Here is a 21,649-nt window from a genome sequence, read left to right on the forward strand (position 1 = left end):
CGGACGACGAGCACTCACACCCCACCCAACGACCACCAACGCCAGCAGTCACAAAACCATCCCTAACTACCAACTACATAGATCAGATGCCCTCTAAGAGCGTGTCTCACGTGGTGAGTTTGGCGAGTCTCTTGTAGCAGGTGCGGGCTGCGGCGAGGCCGAGGAAGGCGAGGAAGTGGCTGCCTTTTCGCTCGTACCGGACAGTGAGGCGGCGGTAGCCGTTCGTCCCGCACCGCCCGGTGCAGTCTGCGCCACAACCCGGCCTCGGTCCACACGCTGAACCGACGGTGCGCGGTGGCCGGCGATACACTGAACGATTCCGGCAGGTACCGTCACGCACACCCACTCGTCAGTATGTACGCCACAGCCGTGAACACCGCCCGCTCGTCATGCGGAGCGGTCCCGCCGCCTTGCGGTCGAGCCGCGTACGACGGCAGTAGCGGAGCGACCAGCTCTCCGAGCTCATCAGGAACCAGACGCTTCGACAGGTCAGCCCTCAGGGCCGCCATCATGCCGCTTGAACCCCAGGTCACGTGGCACAGACCTCTATGCTCTGGCCGATGCGGCCGATCTGGCGGCCTGCTCGAGCTTCGCGTAGTAGGCGGCGCGGGCCTCCTCATCGATCTGCATCTCATGTTCGGGGCGCATCCCGGTTCGGCCGTCTACGCCTTCGCGCAGGATGTCGGCGTGCCCGGCATGCCGGTTGGTCTCGCCGAGGACGTGGACCATGACGGCGAACAGGTTCGTGTTGGAATGGCGATCCGGCCACCAGGGCACGTGGCCGGGGGCATCGAGGGGAAGCTCGTTGATCGTCGCGTCCGAGTGTTCCCACGTGCGCCGGTAGAACTCGATGATCTGATCGCGGGTCTCGCCCTCCGTCGCCCACAGATCGCTGCCGTCGTGGTCCTGCCACCGGGGCAGCGGTTCCGGGAAAGGGCGGTCGAAGACCTCGCCGAAGTACCTGGCCTCGACGCTGGCCACGTGCTTGACCAGGCCGAGGAGGTTGCTCCCGGTCACTGTCAACGGTCGGCGGGCGTCGTATTCGGACAAGCCGTCGAGCTTCCAGAGCAGCGCCTCGCGGTCCCGCCGCAGTCTCCCGTGCAGGTTGTCCTTCGCGAATTCATCGATCATGCGGCATGAGCCTGCCATGGGCTACTCGCGGCCTCAAGATCCCTTGCGTGGACTGCAACGACCGGAGAGCCGAAGTCTGGCCATGGCCAGTGCCTTGAGCTGCCACAAGAAGCCGAGGAACTTGCCACGTGAGACAACGTCTGAGGACGGCCGCGCGAAAGGCCTGCGGCGTAGGTTGGGTGAGTGACGACTACTGCACCGCAGGAGGCATTTCTGCAGGCGTTCCACGCCAAGCACCCGGCAGTGACCGCAGAGGCGTCCGGCCGTGGCCGTGCTCCAGACGGCCGGTCCAGCTATGAGATCTTGTGCGATCGGGTAGCTGGGAGCATGCGCGTGCTGGACCTCGGCTGCGGCGATGGCCTACTGCTCGAGTTGCTGGCGCAGCCCGACAGACAACTCTCGGGAGTGGACCTGCCCCCGCACTCTCTGGAACTGGCACGACGTCGACCGGCGCTTTTCGAAGCGAAGCTGGAAGAGGGTCGAGCTCAGGAGCTTCCTTTCGCCGACAACAGCTTCGACGCCTGCGTCTCCCACATGGCACTGATGCTGATGAGCGGGATCGAGCAAGTCGCAGCAGAGGTTGCCCGAGTGCTGTCTCCCGGAGGGGTTCTGGCATGCGTGGTGGGAGGCGGGGCCGTAGGCGGCGAGGCTTATGAAGGGTTCCTCACGCTGCTGCGGCGGACGATTGAGGAGACGCCAGCCTCGCAGCGCATCCCGGCGCTGGGGGACAAAAGGACACGGAGTCGCAAGGGTCTCGATGAAGTCCTCGGACCAGCAGGCTTCGCGGCGGTGGAGGACTGGGAGACCGTTCGTATCGATCTGAGCGGACCTGTGGAGCAGGTATGGGCTACTGTTTCCGGCCTTTATGATCTTGGCCCGCTCGATCGCGCGACCGTGGAGCAGTTGCGGCATGCCTTCTTTGCCGAGGTGAGGGATATGACGACGTCAGACGGGCACGTCCCCTGCGCCTTCAAGATCCACATCGCGACGGCACGTCTGCGTTAGGTAGCTCCTTCAATGCAGAGCCTTCTTCGCCCAAACCGGGAGGGAGTTCACTTCGGTCTTCTTCTGGCAGTCATCGGGCAGCGCCTTGAAGGCCTTCTTCAGCTGGGGCGGAGGCGGCAGCGGCCATTCTCGCGCTGCTCGTGGGCCTGCGCCGCTGTAGTACGGTGCGGCTTACGTCCAGGTCGCCGGCCACAGGTCCTTGCGGGTCCGTGATGTGGAACAGGTGGTGCTCGGCTTGTACCAGGGCTGTGCCTGTAAGGGCTGGCACGGGCACGGTGGCCTCGCACTTGAGGGCCTTGCCCGCATCGGTGTTCTGCCGATACGCGCGGCAATCGACCTCGGCGGTGACACGGACACCGTGGCCGCGGTGACCGGAGGCCTCGCGGGGGCGTACTACGGGTTGAACGCAATCCCCGCCCACTGGGCCCAGCCGCTGGCTCGTCAACCGCCTTCGCCTGCGCCGACTCCTGGCCCTCCAAGCGCCCGCCGGACGAGGGCTGCGGCAAGCCCGCACCCAGACGTCCAGGCCCACCCACCCCGTTCGCCAACGCCGGGCCCACCCCTGATCGACGTCCCGTGCCGCAGGGCCCGGCGCCTCGCTCTCCGTCAGCACCACACCTCCGGGAGGCCTTTCGGGCGGCCGGAACGTGCCGTTTCCCCCGCCGGGCCGTCTCGTTGTGGATGCCGTGTGGGCCCGTCCGCGGGCAGAGGGGCTAGTTCGGGAGGTACAGCACCGTGCTCGAGGTGGAACGCGACGGCGTCCGGATCACCCTGACCCGGCGGGACGGCACGGGCAGGCCCCTGCTCATCGTGCCGGGGGTCATGGCCGACGCCGCCGCCTGGCAGCCCGTCGTGGACGCGCTGGAGCCGGCCGGACCGGTCTACGTGCTGAACCGGCGTGGGCGCCGGCCCAGCGGTGAACTCGGCGCGGACTACTCGGTGCGCACCGAGATCGACGACCTGGACCGTGTGCTGGACGAGATCCTCGCCGCCGAGGACGCGGAGCAGGGGCTGGACCTGTTCGGCTGGAGCTTCGGTGGGCTTGTCGCGCTGGAGACGGCGGCGCGGCGCCCCGCGGCCGTGCACTCGCTCATTCTCTACGAACCCGTCGTGCGGCCCTTCGGCCGCCACGTGCTCGGCGCCCTGCGGGAGGCCGACGAGGCCGGCGATCTGGACCGCGCCGTGGAGATCGTGAACCGCGAGGTGTCCGGGTTCTCCCCAGAGTACGTGGCGCGCCTGCGCCGGAGCCCCGCCTGGGAGGTGCTCCGGCGCCTGGCCGCCCCGCTGGCCCGGGAGCTGACGGCCCTGAACCGCCACCGCGCCGACCTGCGGGAGCTGGGCGAGCTCGACCTGCCCGTCACCCTGCTGCTCGGCGCCGAGAACGAGGGCGTCCCGCCCTACGGTGACGCGTTCGCCGCGTTCGCGTCGGCCCTGCCCCGGGCCCGCGTGGTCACCATGCCCGGCCTGGGCCACCTCGCGCACGCGCAGGACCCCGAGAGTCTGGCCCGGCATATCGAGCAGGCCCTCCAGGAGACTCTCCAAGGGGCCGTACACCGGGATGTCGAGACCCGCCTGTCCCAGCCGTAGCCGTAGCCGCAGCCGTGGCAGTGCCCCGGCCCGGTACAGCGCGCCGGGTGCGAACGCGGGCGTGCCGCTGGTCGGGGCCCCTGCGGCACCGCCGGCCGGGAACTCCCCGGCTGCGAGGCATCTGCGGTCAATGGATCAGCCGTGGCAGCGCGGCGTGCCAGAAACGCTCCAGGGCCTTCGAGACCTCCGCATCGGCGTCCGGCTGGCGCGAGAGGATCTGCACGCCGACGGTGACCGCGAGGACGGCGGCGACGACGTCCTCGACCACGACGCCCGGCGCCAGGCTGCCGTCGCGCCGGGCGTCCTCCAGCAGCCCCAGCAGGAGCGCGGTCAGACGCCGGCGTAGGGCTGGAACACCGCCTTCGGCACGGTCGCAGCTGACCTGGAACCCGGCTCGTACGACCACGTCGCGGCTCAGCAGGCGGGCCAGTTCACGGGTCGTCTCCACCATTGCCGTCAGCGCCGGGCCATCCTCGCAGGCACGGGCGGCGGCCAGCTCGTCGAGCGCGCGTGCCGCCTCCGTCTCCAGCGCGGAGGCCAGCGCGTCCTTGTCGGCGAAGTGGAAGTAGACCGCGCCCTTGGACAGGCCGGCCTCGGCACTCACTTTGGCAATCGTCGCGGCCTTCAGGCCGTACCGGTCGATGACGTGCGCCGCGGCCCGCACGATGGCCTCACGGGAGCGGACGGCACGTTGCTGTCGTACCACCGGGGGTCACTTCCCTCTCCCGTCGGACAGGTCCTCGGCCACCGGAGGGGTGAAGGGCCCCGGCCGCTGCCTGTCACCGGCCGGAGCCGCCAGTACGGTCGCGCCGATCAGCAGCATCGCCCCCACCGCGACCGTCCCCTGGTGCGCCGGCGGCTCCCCCAGCAGCGGGCCCAGTGCCAGGGACCCGAGCACCTGCCCGCTGATCATTCCGAGTCCCGCGGCGAGGACCCCGATGCGGCGCACGGTCAGCACGGCGGACAGCACCACCACGCAGCCCAGCAGGCCGCCGGTGTAGTGCCACAGCGGGCCGGACCGGTGCGCGGGCAGTTCGGAGAGGGCCGCAAGTACCGCCAGAGCGGCGGCCATCAGCGCGGTGCCGGTGGCGAAGCTGAAGAGGACCGCCGGGTACGGGTGCTTCCCGGCAGCCTCGTCCACCCTGCCGTTCACCGCCATCTGCCAGGCCAGGGCGCAGCCTGCCAGGAACGGCAGGACGGCGAGCGCGACCGTGCGGTCCGCGTCCGGGGCGGCCAGCACCGGAAAGGCCACCGCGCACACGGCGAGCAGGCCGCCCGCGAGGCGGCGCCGGGTGGCGCGGCGCGGGGCGCCCGGGCCCAGACCGAGATGGTCCACCGCCACCCCGCACAGCGTCTGGCCCGAGACGAGGGCCAGCGTGTAGGGGGCCGGGCCGAGCGCGGCGGCGGTCAGCGCCTGCGTCAGGACCATGCTGCCGCCCGCCAGGCCGCCGAGGCAGTGCCATGGCCGCAATGCCCGGGACCGCAGCGCCTCCGACAGCGCGGCGAACGCCGGCCGCAGGCCGGTCAGGAACAGCGCGGCCGCCGCCGCCACGCACAGACTGAGCGTGTTCGACCAGGCGGCCGCTGACACGGACCCGGTGTGTTCACCGAGCCGGCCGTTGACCACGGACTCCAGGGCCAGTGCGGCGCCTCCGGCGACGGCGCCGGCCAGCGGCAGTGCCCCGGATCTGCCCGGCGGGAGCGCGGTTGCGGCCGACGGACCGGAGGAGATCGCCGGCTCGGCGCGGTGAAGGCGACTGCGCGGTGTACGTGATGACGGCATGGGTGCTCCGGGTGGAGAGGGTCGACAAGGTGGTGCGGGGGCGGCGGCCGGGCCGGCCGCGCACCGGGCCCGGCCGGCACCCGGCGTGGTGTGCGCGGGGCACGTCGGTGCCGAGGGGCCCGTGAACGTGGCGGGGCGGCTCAGTCGGGCGGCGGGAAGGACTCCACGGCCCGCAGGACGTCGCGGCGTGACACGTCACAGTGCGTGATCATGCGTACGCCGGTGTCCGTGGGAACCGTCAGGACGCCGCGCTCGGCGAGCAGGGAGACGGTGTGCGGTGGGTCGTCGACCGGCAGCAGGACGATGTTGGTCTGCGGGGTGTCGGTCTTCCAGCCGCGCTCGGCCAGCCCGGCCGCGAGCAGCCGGGCGTGGTGGTGGTCCTCGGCGAGGCGGTCCACGCGCTCCAGGGCCACCAGGCCGGCTGCCGCCAGTACCCCGCCCTGGCGGATGCCGCCGCCGAGCATCTTGCGGATCCGGCGCGCCTCCCGCACGAACGTGGTGCCGCCCGCCAGCACCGAACCCACCGGCGCACCGAGCCCTTTGCTGAGGCAGACCTGGACGGTGTCCGCGCCGTCGGCCAGGTCCGCGGGCGGCACGCCCAGGGCGACCGCCGCGTTCCACAGGCGGGCGCCGTCGAGATGCACCAGCAGCCCGGCCTCGTGCGCCGCGCCGACCAGTCGGCGGTGGTCCCGCACGGTGGTGACCGTGCCGCCGGCCGCGTTGTGGGTGTTCTCCAGGCACAGCAGCCGGTCGCGCAGCGCGAAGTACGGTCCGCCGCGGGCGACCGCCCGGGTGACGTCGGACGGGCTCGGTGTGCCGGGGCCGGTCGTCCAGGGCAGTGCGCGGGGCAATCCGCCGGCCAGCCAGGCCGCCGTGCCGACCTCCTGGTCCAGGACGTGCGCGCGATCCGGGGCGAGGAAACGGTCGCCGCGTTCGAGGTGCACGCACAGCGCGATCAGGTTGCCCATCGAGCCGGAGGGCACCCACAGGGCGTCCTCGGTGCCGAGGCGGTGCGCGACCGCCTCCTCCAGCTCCCGCATGGTGGGGTCGCCGTCGAGGACGTCGTCGGCGACCTCGGCGCGGGCCATGGCCTCGCGCATCCGCGCGTCGGGGCGGGTGACGGTGTCGGAGCGCAGGTCGACCGGCGGTCCGGCCGGGATCGGGGTCATGGGAGCCTCCGGGAAGGGGATGCCGGACGGTGTGGCAGCGGTCACGGCTGTGCCGGCGGCGCGACGCGGTACCGGGTCATCAGCAGAGCGGCCAGGATGCTGAACCCGGCGCCCAGGAACATCACCGCGGAGGGGCCGGACGCGTCCACGAACCATCCGCCGATCAGCGCGCCCAGCGCGATGGAGATGTTGAACGCGCAGATGTACAGCGACGTCGCGGCCTCCGGAGCCTGCGGGGCGCTGGCGAAGACGAGGGTTTGCAGACAGACCGGCAGGGCCGTGTACGCGATGCCCCACACCAGCAACAGGATCACCGTGCCGGGGTGCCACCGGCCGTTCACCACCAGTGCGACGACGGCCGCTGCAAGCAGGAGGATGCAGGTGAGCGTGGTGGCGCGCAGTGAGCGTGCCGCCGCCGCGCCGCCCGCGAAGTTGCCGACGACCCCGGCCACGCCGTACAGCAGCAGCAGTGCGCTGACCCAGTCCGAGGGGATGCCCGCGTCCTGTTCGAGGAAGGGCGCGACGTAGGTGTACGCGGCGAAGTGGCCGATGACCATGGCGGCCGTGACGAGGGTGGCGATGCGGAGGTTTCCGTCCCGCAGCAGCCGGGGCAGCTCGGCCAGCCGCACCACGGCGCGCGGTGCGAGGGGCGGCAGCAGGAAGGCCGCCGCGGCGAGGATCGCGACGCCGATCGCGGCGATCGCCCAGAACGCGGTGCGCCAGTCGGACAGGCCGCCGATGAAGGTGCCGAACGGCACGCCGACCACGGAGGCGATGGAGATGCCGCTGAAGACGACCGCCGTGGCCCGGACGGCCTGGGCCGGCGGCACCAGGCGGATGGCGATGCTCGCGGCGATCGACCACATCACTCCGTGGGCGAAGCCGGTGAGCAGCCGCGACACCATCAGGACGGCGTAGGAGGAGGACAGCGCGGTGAAGGCGTTGCCCGCGACGAAGACGCCGAGCACCAGCAGGAGCAGCAGCCGGCGGTCGATGCGGCGGGTCGCGACGGTCAGCACGGGGGCGAACAGGCCCGCGATGGCGCCGTACAGGGTCACCGACAGGCCGACGGTGCCCTCGGAGACGTGCAGGTCGCGGCTCATGGCCGGGAGCAGACCGATCGGGACCATCTCGGTGGTGGTGAAGGCGAAGACACCCATGCCCACGGCGACGACGGCCAGCCAGCTGCGGACCGGACCGAGCGGGGCGGGAGAGGCGGCCGGTCGGTCGGCACCGTCCGGGGCGGGGGTGGCGGACACGGTGTCCGTGCCCTGGCGGGGGGAAGGGGGCGAGTGTGTCACGGGGATCTCCGGATGGCGCGGGGGTGGTGGGAACGCGGGCGTGGTGGGCGGCTAGGGCGCGGACAGCAGCTCCGCGGCCGCTTGGAACGGTTCGAGCGGGGGCTGGAAGAGAACGGCTCCGGCGTGACCGCCCTCGCGCAGCGTCGCGCCGAGGTGGATCGCGGGGACGATGCCGGTCTCGGCGACGCGCGCCGCGTCGATGCCGCACGGCACGCCCCGGTAGGCGAGGGCGGGGATGCGGTACTCGGGGTGTTCGCTCAGCGTGATCCGGTACATGCGCTCGGTCAGACGGATCATGTCCTCCGGTGTGCCGGCGGAGTGGTCCTGCAGCGGCATGGCGGCCGCGGCCGCCATGCCGCCGAGCCCGACCGTCTCCGTGATCAGGCTCTCGCCGCCGACGTACGCCAGATCTTCGGTGGTCCGGCCGTCGTACAGCCGGCCGCGCAGTGTGGACACCGGTGGGAGGGGAGCGGTCAGCCAGCGGTCGCCGAGACCGGAGACCCGCAGGCCGAACTGATGCTCGTTGAGGTTCATCGCGGTGACGAGCGTGCTGCCGGGGATGCCGGAGGCGCTGTCGGCCGCGGCCTTGCACGCCGCCATCACCAGGTGCAGGAAGAGGTACTCGGCCGAGCGCAGGTACGCGGCCAGGTCCCTGTGGCGCTCCGCGACCCCGCCGCGCGACAGGTCCAGTACGGCGTCCAGCACCGCGGCCCGCAACAGCGCCCCGGCTGCCTTGTGCCGGCTGTGCAGGTCGTCGCCCATGGCCAGGGCCCGGCGGACGACCGGGGTGAGCGCGAGCCCGCCCAGGTGGTGCAGGACCTCGGCGAGGGCGGGCGAGACGACCTCGCTGACGTGCCGCAGCCGGGCGCCGACTCCGGCGTCCCAGACCCCGAAGGTCAGCGAGGCCCGGTCGGCGCCCTCGTTCATGCGGCAGAACGCGCGCCGACCGGATGTCTCGTCCCGCACCACGACCACCGGCATCGACGCGGTGCACACGCCGGTGAGCGAGCCGACGGTCGCGTGGTCGTGCGAGGGGCGCACCGCGATGGTGCCGTCGGCGAGCAGCGCCTCGGCCTCGTCCTCGTCCCGGGCGAGCCCTTCGTAGAGCGCGGCGCCGATGACGGCCCGGCGCTGGCCACCCGTGTACCGCTCCCACGGCAGGGGCGGTCCGGAGACGAGGATCGTCCGGGGGGTCATGCCGGGGACGACCTCGCCTGCGGGGGCGACGGTCTCCAGGACGGGGCGGGCGGCGGTGAGGCGGGCCACCGCGAGCGCGTTGGCCCGGGCGCGGTCCGCGCGCCCGCTGCCGTGGTGTGCGGTGACGGTGGTGGGACGGCCGGTCATCGCAAGGCCTCCTCGGACGTTTCGGCGGGCGACGGCTGCACGGCGTGGATCGTCACGCGGGCGGTGGCGTCCCGCGTGGTGGTGGCCAGGTCGGAGTCGAGGGGACCGTCCAGGACGACGGAGACCGACCTGCCCTGGGAGTCCGACAGGTCTCCGAGGAGGTCGCCGCGGCCGCGGCTCACCAGGACGGCATGGGCCCGGGCAGGGGCGTCCCGCGCGAGCGGCGGCAGGTCGGGCCACCGGCCCTGCTCGCCGACCCAGTGGACCGGCACGTCCTCGGCGGTCACGTCCGCCAGCAGGCCCCGGGGGTGGTCGAGGTAGACCTGCCGGGCCCTGCGGCGCGGTGGCGCGGTGGACGGCTCGGTGCCGAGCGCGAGGTCCAGCAGGGCGGCGTCCAGGTCCATGCCGGTGGCCAGGCGCCACAGACGGGTGATGGCGTCGCCGGGTGGTCGCGCGGCGGCCTCCATCAGCACCACCCGGTCCTCCGCGGTCAGCCGGAACTCGGCGTGGCTCATGCCGGTGCCGAACCGGACGGCACGCAGGAATTCCGCGTTGGCGTCGAGCAGCAGCTTCTCCTGCGCCGGGGTGAGGTGCGGCGCGGGGGAAGTGTGACCGGTCTCGGTGAAGAAGGACGTGGCCGACTCGTTGGTGTCCTTGGCCGTGATGCCCGCCCAGAGCACCGCACCGTCGCGGATCAGCGTCTCCACGGAGAACTCGCGGCCGGTGATCCGTTCCTCCAGTAGGAGCAGTTCGCCGGGACCGTAGTCGGGCAGCAACGGGGGGACGGCGTCCGCTCCGGCGACCGCGCGCACACCCGAACTGGACATGCGCGAGGCCGGCTTGAGCACGGCGGGGTAGGTGTCCCAGCCGTCCGCAGCCGGGGGGCGGGCCGGGTCCAGCAGCATCCAGCGCGGCGCCAGGGCGGGAGCGGCGAGCCGTTGGAGCAGTTTGTTGCGGCAGACCCGGGCAGCGTGCGCGCCGGGACCGGGCAGCCCGAGGCTCTGGGCCAGGGCACCGGCGGCTTCCACGAACACCTCGCCGACGTTCAGCACCGCGCGCACCGGGCGGTCGCGCAACCAGGGCGCCACGGCGCGCAACAGGGTGTCGAGCGAGGTGTCGGCGACGTGCCGCAGATCCTCGTCGGCAAGCCGGGAGAGCGGATGACGCGGGTCGCGGCGGTGCCGGGCGAGTTCATCGCCGGGCGTCTCGGGTCCGAAGACGAACAGCGGTGTCACCCCGCGCCGTCCGGCCGCGTCCAGCAGGCGCAAGTGCTTGGCGAGGACGACCAGGTCGGTGATGACGATGACGGCGGGCCGGTGGGTGTCGGCGGCGTCCGCTGCGGGCCGCGCGCCACTGTCGCGGAAAGAGGTCATGGCTTCCCTCGGTCGGGTGCGGGGCGCGGGCGTGCCGCGCCCCGCTCGGTGGTGGCTCAGGCGGCGAGGCGCTCGGCGCTCACCGTCAGCTCGTGGACCCGGCTGCCCTCACGGGTCCGCAGGACCACCTTGGGGTCCGGGCCGTCGGGGAAAACCTGGAGCGTGCGCTCCTCGCTCCACCCGGCGAGCCGGTACTCGTTGTCGCCGAGGTGCACCAGCGCGAAGACACGGTCGCCGGGCAGCCGGAGCGTCATCCGGTCGCCGTCCTCGGCCAGCGTCGCCGTGATCTGCGGCAGGTCGGCGGAGAGGGGCGTGTCGTCCTCCCACAGGTGGAAGGTGGCGGGGACGGGGAAGCGCGTGCCCAGCCGGCGCCGTTCGTCCGGGGTCTGCGGGCATTCCTGGCGGTTGAAGAGCACCTCGCCGTCGCGGAAGTACTCCTGCCAGTTCTCCGGGAACAGGGCGGCCAGGCCGGGGGTGACGAGAACGTCGATGACCAGGTGCACGCGGGCCTCGGCCCCGGTGTTCTGCACGCGGTGGAGGCGGCTGAAGTCGCCGAACCAGAACTCCCCGGGCTGCCAGCGGTGCTCCACTCCGTCGAGGACGAGGACGGCGCCGGGGTTGGTCACGACGGGCACGTGCAGCCGGCCCACGCCCCAGCGGGGCCCGTACTTGGGGTCGGTGTGGTCGATGCCGACGGTGTCGGGGCCGAGCGCCATGAACCGCACGGCGTGCAGCGGGGCCGGTATGGAGTCCAGGACCTCACGGACGTAGGGGATGCGGTCGAGCCACACGGTGTCCGCGAAGTCCCGCGGGCCGGGGCCGCCCGGGTCCGTGCGGTCGCCGTCGCCGCCGGGGCTACGCAGGGCCAGGCACCGCCAGTCGACCTCGGTGGCGGCGCCGACGCCGTCCTCGGTGTAGACGCGCTGCTGGTCCCAGGTGTGCTCGCGCACGGAGGTGAGTTCGCGCAGCAGGCGGTCGGCGTCGAAGGAGGGCTTGAGCCGGACGCCTTCGGCCGGCATGGGCGGGGTGCTGACGAGCGAAGTGGAGGATGACATGGATGACGTCCTTCGCGAGTGTCGAGTACGGACGGACGGGTGGTCTGTGGATCCGCCGGAGGGCTCAGGCGTGGGCGACGGCGGCCGCCTCCAGGGCCGTGCTGTCCTCCTGGAGCTGGTGCCAGCGCTCCAGCATGTAGAGCGTCCACAGCGCGTAGCTGTGCTCGGGGCGGAACTCCCGGACCACGGAGCGCAGTGCGTCCGGGCGGAAGTAGCCGCGCTCCAGGGAGGCTTCGGACAGCAGCGTGCCGGTGATGGTGGCGCGCAGTGCGGTGCCGAGCCAGCTCTCCAGGGGGACGGCCAGTTCCTGCTTGCGGCGCTCCAGGATCTGTCGGGGCAGGTACCGGGCGGCCACGCGCTTGAGCGGGGCCTTCTCCTGCGTACCGACGAGCTTGCGGGCCGCGGGGATGCGGGTGACGTAGTCGATGAGCCGGTGGTCGAGCAGCGGGCTGCGTGGTTCGACGGAGTGTGCCATGGACATCCGGTCGATCTTCACCAGCTGCGCGTCGGACAGCCAGAACCCGCTGTCGACGTGCATCACGCGGTCCAGGTCGGGGACCGAGGGGTCCGTGCGGTCGAAGCGGGCCCGCAGGTGGTTGCGCGGGTGCCCGGGGATCCGGGCGGCGAAGCCGGCCGTGTACAGCCGGTCCTTCAGTGCGTGGGGTACGCCGTCCACGAGGACGCGTTCGTAGCGGTCGGCGAGGTCTCCGCCGGCCGGGAGATCGCGCAGGCGCCGGTAGCGGCCGTATCCGCAGAAGATCTCGTCGGAGCCGTCGCCGGTCAGCACCACCGTGACGTGCTGCCTGGCCAGCCGGTACATGCAGGACGCCGCGATCGCGGACGGGAAGGCGTAGGGCTCGCCCATGTGGGTGAGGATGGTGTCGACGGCCTCCTTCGCGTCCCCGGCGCCGATCCGGTACACGTGGTGCCGGGTGCCGCAGTGCTCGGCCACGGCCCGGGCGTGGGCCGACTCGTCGAACGCGGCGTGTTCGAACCCGACGGAGAACGTGTGGATCGGCCGCCCCAGCTGCCGGGTGGCCATGGCGACCACCAGGCTGGAGTCGAGCCCGCCGCTGAGCATCGCGCCGAGCGGCACCTCCGACTCCAGCCGGTCCTGCACGGCCTGCTGGAGCAACGCGTCGATACGGTCGTCGAGCTCGGCCTGCGGCGTATCCGTCAGCTCGGCGGTGAAGGCGAACCGCCAGTAGGTGCGCCGGCGTTCGGGCCGGTCCGCCTCGAAGACGAGGACCGTCGCCGGTTCCAGTTTGCGGACCTGGCGGTAGACGGTGTGCGGTGCGGGGACCACCCGGTAGCTCAGGTACTGGTCGACGGCGACCGGATCGACGTCCCGGCCGATGCCGGGGTGCAGCATCAGCGCGGGCAGCTCCGAGGCGAACGCCACCGTCCCGTCGGCGGGCGTCGCGTAGAACAGCGGTTTCTTGCCGACCCGGTCGGTGGCCAGGACGAGCCGGTCGCGGCGGGTGTCGTACACGGCGACCGCGAACATGCCGTGCAGCCGCTCGACGAAGTCCTCGCCCAATTCCTGGTACAGGTGCGGCAGTACCTGCGCGTCGCTGCCGCCGCGCACGGTGCGGCCGCGGGCGGCCAGGAAGGCGCGCAGCTCCTGGTGGTTGTAGATCTCGCCGTTGAGGACGCACACGACGCTGCCGTCGTCGCTGAAGACGGGCTGGGAGCCGTCGTGCAGGCCGATGACCTTCAGCCGGCACATCGCCAGGGCCGCCCGGGCCGTGACGAAGGACCCGGTCTCGTCGGGGCCGCGGTGCGCCATGGCGGCGCAGGCCGCCGACGCGTAGGGGACGTGGACGGGAGCGTGCCCCAGGGACACCGATCCGGCTATGCCGCACACCGGTCAGCCCTCCTTCAGGTCGAGACGGCGCTTGGCGTGTCCGGACCGCAGCCCGTCCGGGGGGACGGCGGTCACGCGGACCGGTCCGACCAGGCCCGACGCGATCATCTGCGCCACGTCCGGGGCCTGCCGGTCGACGGCCGCGCGGACCGCGGCGAGCTGGTCGTCACCGACGGTGTCGGCGACGACCCGGATGACCAGGCCGTCGTCGTCGGCCGCTTCGAAGGGACGGCCGGGGAAGACCTCGGCCATGATCTGAGCGAGGTCGTGGTTGCTGATGCGTTCGCCGTGCTTGAAGTCGCCGGCCAGGCGCCCGTCGATGCGCTCGAACGCGAACACCTCGCGGCCGTCGTGGCGTATGCGGCGCAGACCGGTGACGGCGTCGCCGGTCACGTAGCGCACGGCGGGGAAGTAGCTCCGGGTGAGGGAGGTGAGCAGCAGCGCTCCGCTGCCCTCCTGTCGGGACGGTACCCGGTCGTTCGCGGTGAGGCGGGCCAGCTCCCGCGCAGGCACGACCTCGGGCAGGATGTGGTCGTGGAAGTGGTAGAGACCCGTCTGCGCGCACGAGTACGCGATGGCGCCGATCTCGATGGAGCCGAACACGTCGAGCACGTCCTCGGGGCGCAGGCCGAACCGTTCGGCCACGTGAGCGCGCCAGGCGGGGGGCGCGACGTCGCCCACGACCATGATCTTCCGTGGCCGGATGTCCAGGCCGGGTCGGGCCTGCAGCAGCCGGTCGAGGATCATCGGCATCGTGAAGAACACGTCGGGGCGCCACGCGTTGAGCTTCGCCACGTGCTCGTCCACGGGCCGGGTGAAGTCGATGTCGTGGGCCGCGAAGCCGAGTTCCAGGAAGACGCGCCTCGCGGAGGCCGCGGCATGGCCGGTGCCGAGGTCGGCGATCGCGACGGCGCCGCGCGGTACGGACCGGGTGAACTCCCCGAAGAGCTGCCGGCGCTGGGCCACATAGGCGTCCTCGTCGGCGGGTGAGTAGAGGATGCGCTTGCGCTGGCCGCCGGAGGTGCCCGAGGTGTGGTAGGCGGAGGCGTCCGGCAGGTGCGGGTGGTCCGCCGTGTAGTAGTGCGCGCTGAGCAGGTCGGTGCCGATGAGAGGGAGGTCGGACAGGTCTCCGGAGCCCAGGGTGCCGCGGCGCAGGAGCAGGTCGCGGTACCAGGGGAAGCGCTGGGTGTGACCGGTCGCGAGCGCGGCGAGCTGCGCCGCGCGGGCGGGGGCGTGGGCCGGGGTGGTGATGGTGGTGTGCGGCATGGGGGGCCTTTCGTCGGGTGGGCGGGGTGTGCGCGGGCGTCAGCTCCAGCGCTGTGTCTCGCCGAAGAACCCCGGCACGGGCACCGCGAGGCCTTTCTCGACGGCCTGCCGGTAGAGGCGCTGTCCCACCGCGAGGTCCAGGACGCCGAGCCCGAAGGGCGAGAAGATCCTCGGCCGGTCGGTGGCGGGCGTGACCGTGCCGCGCAGGACCTGCGCGAGGGTCCCGTCGATGAAGTCCCGGTGGCCGAGCTGCTGTTCGGCCAGGTGCGGCGAGGTGTCGGCGGTCAGGCAGTGGTCGACGTCGTCGAGGATGTTCTGCGCCCCGGCGATGAGCTCCGGACCGAGGTCCCGCAGGGAGATGTTGAGCACGGTCTGGCCGGCGGCGAAGGCGTCGGTGCGGGTGACCCAGGGCTTCGGCGCGGTGGTGGCGAAGACGACGATGTCGGCGTCGGCCGTGGCCCGTTCGAAGGAGTCCTCCTGTTCGGCGCGGTAGCCGAGGCCGGCGACGCGCCGGGTGAGGGCGGCGGCGTAGGACGGCTCCCGGTCGTGGACGACGAAGCGGTTCACGGACCACGACTGGGCGGCGAAGAACTCGGCGATGTTACGTGCGATGACACCGGCGCCCACCAGGGTTATCCGCTCGGCGGCGCGTCCGCCGGTGAGTTCCTGGGCGCCCAGGACGGCGGACGCCGCGGTGCGGGCGGAGCTGATCTGGGACGCCTCCAGGCAGGCGAAGGGGTATCCCGTCTCGTGGTCGTTGAGGAGCAGTGCGGCGGAGGCGCGCGGGATGTTCCGCTCGATGTTGCGGGGGTAGCTCGCGATCCATTTGAGGCCGGAGACGCCGTAGTCGCCGCCGAGGTGGGCGGGCAGCGCGATGATGCGGGCGTCCGGCTTCTCCGGGAAGCGCAGGAAGTAGCTGTTCGGGTTGACCGAGTCGCCGGCGTCGTGGGTGAGGTAGGCGGAGCGGACCGTCTCGACGATGTCGGGGCGGGAGACGTCGATGAGGGTGCGCAGGACGGTGCCGCCCACCACGTGGAAGTCGAACATGCAGGTGTCCCCTTCTTCTCGTTGCGCGTCGGAGCGGGTGGGCCGGGAGCCGGTCATACGGCGACGGGGTGCGTGCCGGAGCCGCCCAGGACGTCGCTGCCGTAGGTGTTGGCCACCCACATGTCGTCGTAGATCGTCTTCACGTAGCGGTCGCCCATGTCCGGGGAGAGCGCCACGACACGCGAGCCCGCGGGGATGCGGTCGGCCATCGACTCCAGGGCCGCGAGAACGGACCCGGTGGAGCCGCCGACCGGCAGTCCGTGTCCCCGGGCCAGACGCCGGCACATGCGGACGGCGTCGGGTTCGTCGACGAGGACCACCTCGTCCACTTGGTCGGGCCGGCACAACTCGGGGCGGCGGCTGGTGCCGAGGCCGGGGATGTGGCGCAGGCCGGGCGGACCGCCGAAGGTGACGGACCCGGTGGTGTCCACCGCCACGATCCTGGTCCAGGGCGAGAAGGCGCGGAAGTGCCGGGTGCAGCCCATGAGGGTGCCGGTGGTGCCCGCGCCGACGACCAGGACGTCGACATGACCGATGTTCTTCAGGATCGACGTGGCGGTCCGGCGCGCGTGCGCCTGGGCGTTTGCGGGGTTGGCGTACTGGTTGAGCCACACCAGGCCGGGATCGGCCTCAATCATCCGGTGGATGTGGGCGATCCGGGTGCCCAGGTAGCCGCCGTTGCGGTCGCGACGGGTGACCTGGACGACCTCGGCTCCCAATGCGCGGATCAGGGCCAGGCTCTGGGTGGAGATGTTGGGGTCGGTCACGCAGGTGAAGTGGTATCCGCGAGCGGCGGCGATGACGGCCAGGGCGATGCCGAGGCTGCCGGAGGAGGACTCCACGATCCGGCCGCCGGGCCAGAGCACTCCCCTGCTTTCGGCGTCCTCCACCATGCCGAGCGCGGACTTGAGTTTCACCGACCCGGCCGGGTTCATCCCCTCCAGTTTCAGGAAGAGGCTGCTGCCGGACAGGACGCCGTTCAGTTCCAGGAAGACGTCGTCGGTGACGATGTCGCAGGCGCGCTGGTAGATCATCGGTCCTCCCGCTGACCGGTGGGCTCAGGGCGGGTGGCGCCGTCGTCGTCCCTGCCGCGCGGATTCGTCCGCAGCGCGGCCAGGCGGCGCAGGAAGAGGGCTTCGGCGTGAGCCAGAGAGGCGATCTCCCGCGGGCTCACGCTCTCGTCGGTGCCGTGGATGTTCGACGGCGGGTCCTCGACGCCGCACAGGATGATCTCGGCGTCGGGGTAGAGCGTGCGGAAGGCGGAGCAAACGGCGATGGAGCCACCGGCACCCACTTCGCGGGCCGGGACACCGAAGGCGTCCCGCATGGCGCCGAGCATCACGGCGTGCGCGGTTCCGCCTGTGTCCGCGCGGAAGGACGGACCACTGGTGACGCGCCGGATGTCCAGGTGCGCGCCCCAGGGAGCCCTCCCCCGCAGATGGCCCTCGAGCGCCTCGTGCACCCGCAGGACGTCCTCCCCGGGCGGGGTCCGAACACTGATCAGTGCCTTCGCCGACGGCAGGAGCGCCGGCACCGCGTCGTCCAGGGGCGGCGACTGCACGGCGAGCACCGTGACGGAAGGTGAAGTCCACAACCGGTCGGTGATGGAGCCGGCGCCGATGAGCTCGACACCGTCCAGAACGCCGGCGTCGGCGCGGAAGTCCGCCTCGGCGTACCCGTCGCGGTCCGCACCGCCCCGGGCCGCGGCCGTCCCAGCGACGTCCGGGCGAGGCACGCAGGGCACGCCCCGGCTGTCGTGCAGGGTGGCCAGCAGACGGATCAGGGCGGTCATCGCGTCGGGGGTGGGTCCGCCGAACTGGCCCGAGTGCAAGGTCTTGGACAGCGTGGTGAGCGTGATCTCCACGACGGCCATGCCGCGCAGGGACGTGGTCAGTGTCGGGACGCCCGGGGCCACGTTCCCGGTGTCGGCGACGATGACGGCGTCCGGAGCGAGGAGGTCGGGGTGGGCGCGTAGCAGCTTCTCCAAGCTGCCGTTCCCGGGTTCCTCGCTGCCGTCGACGAGGACCACCAGGTCGAGGGCCGGACAGGGGTCGTCGGGCAGGGCGGCCTGCAGGGCGCGCAGCGCGGTGAGGTGCATGACGACGTTGCCCTTGCAGTCGGCGCTGCCACGGCCGTACCAGCGTCCGTCCCGCTCGGTCAGTTCGAACGGCGGAGTGCGCCAGGCGGTCTCGTCCTGGGCGGAGACGACGTCGTAGTGGGCGTAGAGCACCACGGAGGGCGCGCCGGGCGGGCCGGGGCGGCGGGCGTAGACCGTCTCTGTGCCCTCGTCGGTGGGAAGCAGTCGGATTTCGGGGAAGCCGGCGTCCGTGAGCAGGGCGGCGATGTGGCGGGCCGCGCGACGGAACTGGTCGGGGGGTGAGACCCCGACGACGGTGCGCAGCGCGACCAGTTCGGCGAGATCGTCGCGTGCCCTGGTCATCGCGGAGCGCACGGTCGCGGCTAAGGGGAGAGCAGACATGGTGGTCTCCGGCATGCGGGTGCGGTCGCTCAGGCGGCGCGAACGGGGGTGAGGAGCGGAGCCAGTTCCTCGAGGACCTTGCGGACGACATCCTGTCCGGCGCGTAGCTGGGCGTCGCGCGTGCTGGCGCCCAGGTGCGGGAGGGCGAGCACGTTGGGCAGGGCCAGCAGCGGTGAGTGTCCCGGGGGTTCGGCGGCGAACACGTCCAGCGCCGCGCCGGCCAGTTCTCCGTCGCGCAGCGCCCGGGCCAGGGCGGCCTCGTCGACGATGCCGCCGCGGGCGGTGTTGACGAGGAGCGCGGTGGGCTTCATCAGGGCCAGTTCGCGGGCGCCGAGGAGTCCCGTGGTCGCGGGGGTCTTCGGCAGGTGGAGGGTGACGACGTCGCTCGCGGCGAGCAGTTCGTCCAGCCTGGTGGCCTGTACGTCGTCGCCGACGGTGTCCGCGTACGGGTCGTGCACCAGGATGCGCATGTCGAAGGCGGCCAGCCGGCGCGCGACCTGCCGGCCAATGCGGCCGTAGCCGACGATGCCCAGGGTCCGGCCGGCCAGTTCCACCCCGGCGAAGTCGGACCGGCGCCATTCGCCGTCCCGCAGGGAACGGGCCGCGGCGGTGATGTGGCGCATCGAGGCGACGATGAGCCCGACGGTGAGTTCGGCGACGCTCACGGTGTTGGAGTCGGGGGCGTTGACCACGGTGATGCCGCGCGCCCGGGCGGTGGTGGTGTCCACGTTGTCGAGACCGACGCCGGCGCGGGCGACGACTCGGAGCCGGGGTGCCCGGTCGAGCACCTCGGCGTCGACCCGTGTGCCGCTGCGGACGATCAGGGCGTCCGCGTCGGACATGGCTGCGAGCAGGGCCGGGCGGTCCCGGCCTTCGACGTGCCGGACGTCGCAGGTGGTCTGGAGGGCGGCGAGGGTGTCACCGGGCAGTGCGTCACTCACGATCACGATCGGTGAGGGCACGGATCTCTCCTTGAGGAGGCGTCGAGGCCATCGGATAAAAAGACAAACGTTTGGTTTGTTTCAGAGAAAACCTAACGTTTGGTTTTGTTTCTGGGAAGCCGCCTTCCGTGTGTCCTGCGTCACTCCGGTCGGCTGCGGTCCAGGCGGGTACCAGCGCGGCGCACGGCGAAGGCCGGGGGCGGACCAGAGCGCGAGCGGGCCGGCTCCGGCCCGGGCGCTCCCGTCGCGCCCGGACCGGATGGGACTGCCATGGCGCGGGCGGGCGCCGAACCCGGGCATACGGGACGGCGCCGCGGCCCGCGCGCGTCAGAACAACTGCTCGCGGTACCAGGCGGCGTGAGCCGCCAGCCCCGCGGGGAGGCCGATGTCCGGCGCGTGGCCGACCGACGTTCGCAGCCGGGTCGCGTCGAACCAGTGATCGACCCCGAATAGATCCAGGAGATGCCCGTCGCACCCGGCGGCGATCAATTCCTGCCTCGCTCGGTCGAACGGCTGGTCGCCTTCCACGAGCGGGAATCCGAGGTGCCGGTGCGCGGCCACGACCAGTTCCCGCAGACTGACCGGTCGGGCCGGACAGGCATGGAGGACGCCGGTCGCACGTCGCGACGGTGGGGTCACGGCCATCCGCGCGAGAGTCGTGGCGAGACTGCCCACTTCCGTGAGCGACAGCAGCGCCGACCCGCCCTCGGGCAGCCCGGAGCGCAGAGCGCGCACCGTCCGCAGCAGAGCCGGCATCACCCACTCGTCGCCCCGGCCGTAGACGAGGTACGGGCGCAGGACCGCGCCGCCCGCCCCGAGCACGAACCGCTCGCCGGCCAGGCGGCTGCGGCTGGTCGGCGAGACGGGGCGCGGCTCCACCGCGTCCTCGGCCGTCCCGCGGAACGGCCCGTTGCCGTACACGGCCGCGGTGCTCAACTGCACGAGCCCGCCCGCCCCCGCCCGGTCGGCCTCGGCCACCAGGTGGCGTGTGCCGTCGACGTTCACCGCCTCGCACCGCTCCTCGTCCTTGCCGATGTACGAGGCGAGGTGCAGCACGCAGTCCACGTCGCGGCAGATGCCGCGCAGGGTGGTGGGGTCGGTGAGGTCGCCTTCCACGACCTCGACCCGCGGTCCCGCCGCCGGGAACCGCAGGTGGGCCAGCACGCGCACCCGCACCCCCGCGGATTGCAGGAGCGGGACGACCGTGCCGCCGATGAACCCGGACCCGCCGGTGACCAGGACCCGCGGCCTGTTCACCGTCCGTCCCTCGAAGAGGCGGGCACGCGGTGGGCGGTGAGCACGCATTCGTAGGCGATGGCGCCGTTCTGTTCGGCGGCCACCTGGACCTCCCTGCTGCCGGTGCCGGTGGTGAGCAGCCGGGCACGCACCAGGCAGGGGCTGTCGAACTCCACGTACTTGTGGAACCGGCTGGCCATCACGGGCGTCAGAACCGTGCCGGGGCCCGCGAGGCGGTGTGCCGCCTGCCGAGCGGCCTCCAGCAGGAGCATCCCGGGGACATGGTCGGTGGGGTGGTCGAAGAGAGTGGGGTGCGCCCAGTTGACACACAGCGGCCAGACGCCCTCGTCGGGATGAGCCTGGCCCTGACCGGCTGGCGGGAGGCCGAGGACCACGTCGGCCTCGGTGGTGCGGCCGACCTGGTGGGGAGGCAGGGGCGTGGGCTGGTCGGGCAGGCCGGCGGGGATCTCGGCGTACGAGCCCCGCAGCCGCCGGTAGACCGAGCGCCGCATGCAGTTGAACGTCATCCGGCCGTGGCCCAGGGCGACGGCGCCCCACGCGAGCCCGACCTCCATCGTCATCCCCGCCAGACGGTCACCGTGCAGCTTCACGTCGGTGCCCTCGACGGTCAGCTCGACGTCGACCGGTCGGGGGCCGATGCGCAGGGCATCGGGGCAGAGGGTGAAACTGAGGTCCGTCATCAGGGTCGGATGCTCCCGGGGCAGGTTGTAGAAGACATGGCTGACCAGGGAGGACGTCTGCCGGATGCTTTCGGCGGCCAGCAGTGGGTCGTGCCAGAAGCCGCCGACCGGGCCGTAGAAGCCGTGGCCGCGCGGCCACTGCGCACCCACCTTGAAGCGGTGCGGGCCGAGGCGTATCCAGTCGGTGAGCAGTACCTCGCCGACGGCCCACCGGTGGACGAGATCGCGCGGTGCCGTCTGTTCGAAGGAGAGGGGGCGTAAGTGTTCGTCGGCGGGCGGGGGGGTGCGAGCGGTGGGGACGGAACGGAGGGGGAGGTCGACCGGCATGTCACACGGCTCCTGTCTGCGCTGCTTCCCGGAAGCC

18 protein-coding genes and 2 pseudogenes are annotated in these 21,649 nt (G+C 72.3%); 3 read left to right on the forward strand and 17 right to left on the reverse strand.

From position 1 onward, the window contains the following. Positions 1–106: 106 nt before the first annotated feature. Positions 107–509, reverse strand: a pseudogene (locus tag ABTZ58_RS40330) (transposase). Positions 510–546: 37 nt separating this feature from the next. Next, positions 547–1,131, reverse strand: a complete 585-nt coding sequence (locus ABTZ58_RS34605) for a DinB family protein (protein ID WP_351365689.1) — start codon at positions 1,129–1,131, stop codon at positions 547–549. A 243-nt stretch (positions 1,132–1,374) separates the two neighbouring features. Here ABTZ58_RS34605 and ABTZ58_RS34610 point away from each other — a divergent pair, with 243 nt between their 5' ends. From ABTZ58_RS34610 to ABTZ58_RS34620, 3 genes and pseudogenes are all read left to right on the forward strand, one after another. Beyond that, positions 1,375–2,136 (forward strand): class I SAM-dependent methyltransferase, encoded by a 762-nt coding sequence (locus ABTZ58_RS34610; protein WP_351365802.1) that lies wholly within the window; start codon positions 1,375–1,377, stop codon positions 2,134–2,136. A 319-nt stretch (positions 2,137–2,455) separates the two neighbouring features. Then, positions 2,456–2,572 (forward strand): annotated as a pseudogene (locus ABTZ58_RS34615) (ADP-ribosylglycohydrolase family protein); the annotation flags it as partial. Between the two features lie 299 nt (positions 2,573–2,871). Beyond that, entirely contained in the window at positions 2,872–3,723 is an 852-nt protein-coding gene (locus tag ABTZ58_RS34620) for an alpha/beta fold hydrolase (RefSeq protein WP_351365692.1), read from the forward strand. A 127-nt stretch (positions 3,724–3,850) separates the two neighbouring features. Here ABTZ58_RS34620 and ABTZ58_RS34625 read toward each other — a convergent pair whose 3' ends face one another. The 15 genes from ABTZ58_RS34625 to ABTZ58_RS34695 form a co-directional block, all read right to left on the reverse strand. Further along, positions 3,851–4,429, reverse strand: coding sequence for a ScbR family autoregulator-binding transcription factor (locus tag ABTZ58_RS34625; RefSeq protein WP_351365695.1), 579 nt, complete (start codon positions 4,427–4,429; stop codon positions 3,851–3,853). 6 nt (positions 4,430–4,435) lie between these two features. Then, the gene (locus tag ABTZ58_RS34630; protein WP_351365698.1) at positions 4,436–5,506 is read right to left on the reverse strand and encodes a DMT family transporter; all 1,071 of its coding nucleotides are present in this window, start codon (positions 5,504–5,506) and stop codon (positions 4,436–4,438) included. 140 nt (positions 5,507–5,646) lie between these two features. Further along, complete coding sequence (locus ABTZ58_RS34635; protein ID WP_351365701.1) at positions 5,647–6,675, reverse strand: GntG family PLP-dependent aldolase; 1,029 nt, start codon at positions 6,673–6,675, stop codon at positions 5,647–5,649. A gap of 41 nt (positions 6,676–6,716) precedes the next feature. Further along, on the reverse strand, positions 6,717–7,976 hold the full coding sequence (locus tag ABTZ58_RS34640; protein WP_351365704.1) for an MFS transporter: 1,260 nt from the start codon (positions 7,974–7,976) through the stop codon (positions 6,717–6,719). A gap of 51 nt (positions 7,977–8,027) precedes the next feature. Then, on the reverse strand, positions 8,028–9,320 hold the full coding sequence (locus ABTZ58_RS34645; RefSeq protein ID WP_351365707.1) for an oxamate carbamoyltransferase subunit AllG family protein: 1,293 nt from the start codon (positions 9,318–9,320) through the stop codon (positions 8,028–8,030). Continuing rightward, a complete protein-coding gene (locus ABTZ58_RS34650; protein WP_351365710.1) occupies positions 9,317–10,693 on the reverse strand; it encodes an ATP-grasp domain-containing protein in 1,377 nt (458 codons plus the stop codon). Before ABTZ58_RS34650 ends, ABTZ58_RS34645 begins: the two co-directional genes overlap by 4 nt. A 56-nt stretch (positions 10,694–10,749) precedes the next feature. Next, positions 10,750–11,748, reverse strand: a complete 999-nt coding sequence (locus ABTZ58_RS34655; protein ID WP_351365713.1) for an aspartyl/asparaginyl beta-hydroxylase domain-containing protein — start codon at positions 11,746–11,748, stop codon at positions 10,750–10,752. 64 nt (positions 11,749–11,812) lie between these two features. Further along, entirely contained in the window at positions 11,813–13,615 is a 1,803-nt protein-coding gene (gene asnB, locus ABTZ58_RS34660) for an asparagine synthase (glutamine-hydrolyzing) (RefSeq protein ID WP_351365716.1), read from the reverse strand. Positions 13,616–13,618: 3 nt separating this feature from the next. Continuing rightward, positions 13,619–14,881 carry a phenylacetate--CoA ligase family protein gene (locus ABTZ58_RS34665; protein WP_351365719.1) on the reverse strand — a complete coding sequence of 421 codons (1,263 nt, stop codon included), beginning with the start codon at positions 14,879–14,881 and terminating at the stop codon, positions 13,619–13,621. Between the two features lie 39 nt (positions 14,882–14,920). Continuing rightward, positions 14,921–15,928 (reverse strand): 2,3-diaminopropionate biosynthesis protein SbnB, encoded by a 1,008-nt coding sequence (gene sbnB / locus ABTZ58_RS34670; RefSeq protein WP_351365722.1) that lies wholly within the window; start codon positions 15,926–15,928, stop codon positions 14,921–14,923. Between the two features lie 53 nt (positions 15,929–15,981). Then, a complete protein-coding gene (sbnA, locus tag ABTZ58_RS34675) occupies positions 15,982–16,962 on the reverse strand; it encodes a 2,3-diaminopropionate biosynthesis protein SbnA (RefSeq protein WP_351365725.1) in 981 nt (326 codons plus the stop codon). Then, positions 16,959–18,407, reverse strand: a complete 1,449-nt coding sequence (locus ABTZ58_RS34680) for a M20/M25/M40 family metallo-hydrolase (protein WP_351365728.1) — start codon at positions 18,405–18,407, stop codon at positions 16,959–16,961. Before ABTZ58_RS34680 ends, sbnA begins: the two co-directional genes overlap by 4 nt. Positions 18,408–18,436: 29 nt before the next feature. Beyond that, a complete protein-coding gene (locus tag ABTZ58_RS34685; protein ID WP_351365731.1) occupies positions 18,437–19,369 on the reverse strand; it encodes a hydroxyacid dehydrogenase in 933 nt (310 codons plus the stop codon). 306 nt (positions 19,370–19,675) lie between these two features. Then, positions 19,676–20,605 (reverse strand): NAD-dependent epimerase/dehydratase family protein, encoded by a 930-nt coding sequence (locus ABTZ58_RS34690; RefSeq protein WP_351365734.1) that lies wholly within the window; start codon positions 20,603–20,605, stop codon positions 19,676–19,678. Then, a complete protein-coding gene (locus ABTZ58_RS34695) occupies positions 20,602–21,612 on the reverse strand; it encodes a ScbA/BarX family gamma-butyrolactone biosynthesis protein (protein ID WP_351365737.1) in 1,011 nt (336 codons plus the stop codon). The genes ABTZ58_RS34690 and ABTZ58_RS34695 overlap by 4 nt, the downstream gene beginning before the upstream one ends. Positions 21,613–21,649 lie beyond the last annotated feature (37 nt).

Source organism: Streptomyces sp. NPDC094143, assembly GCF_040303825.1.
Taxonomy (GTDB): domain Bacteria; phylum Actinomycetota; class Actinomycetes; order Streptomycetales; family Streptomycetaceae; genus Streptomyces.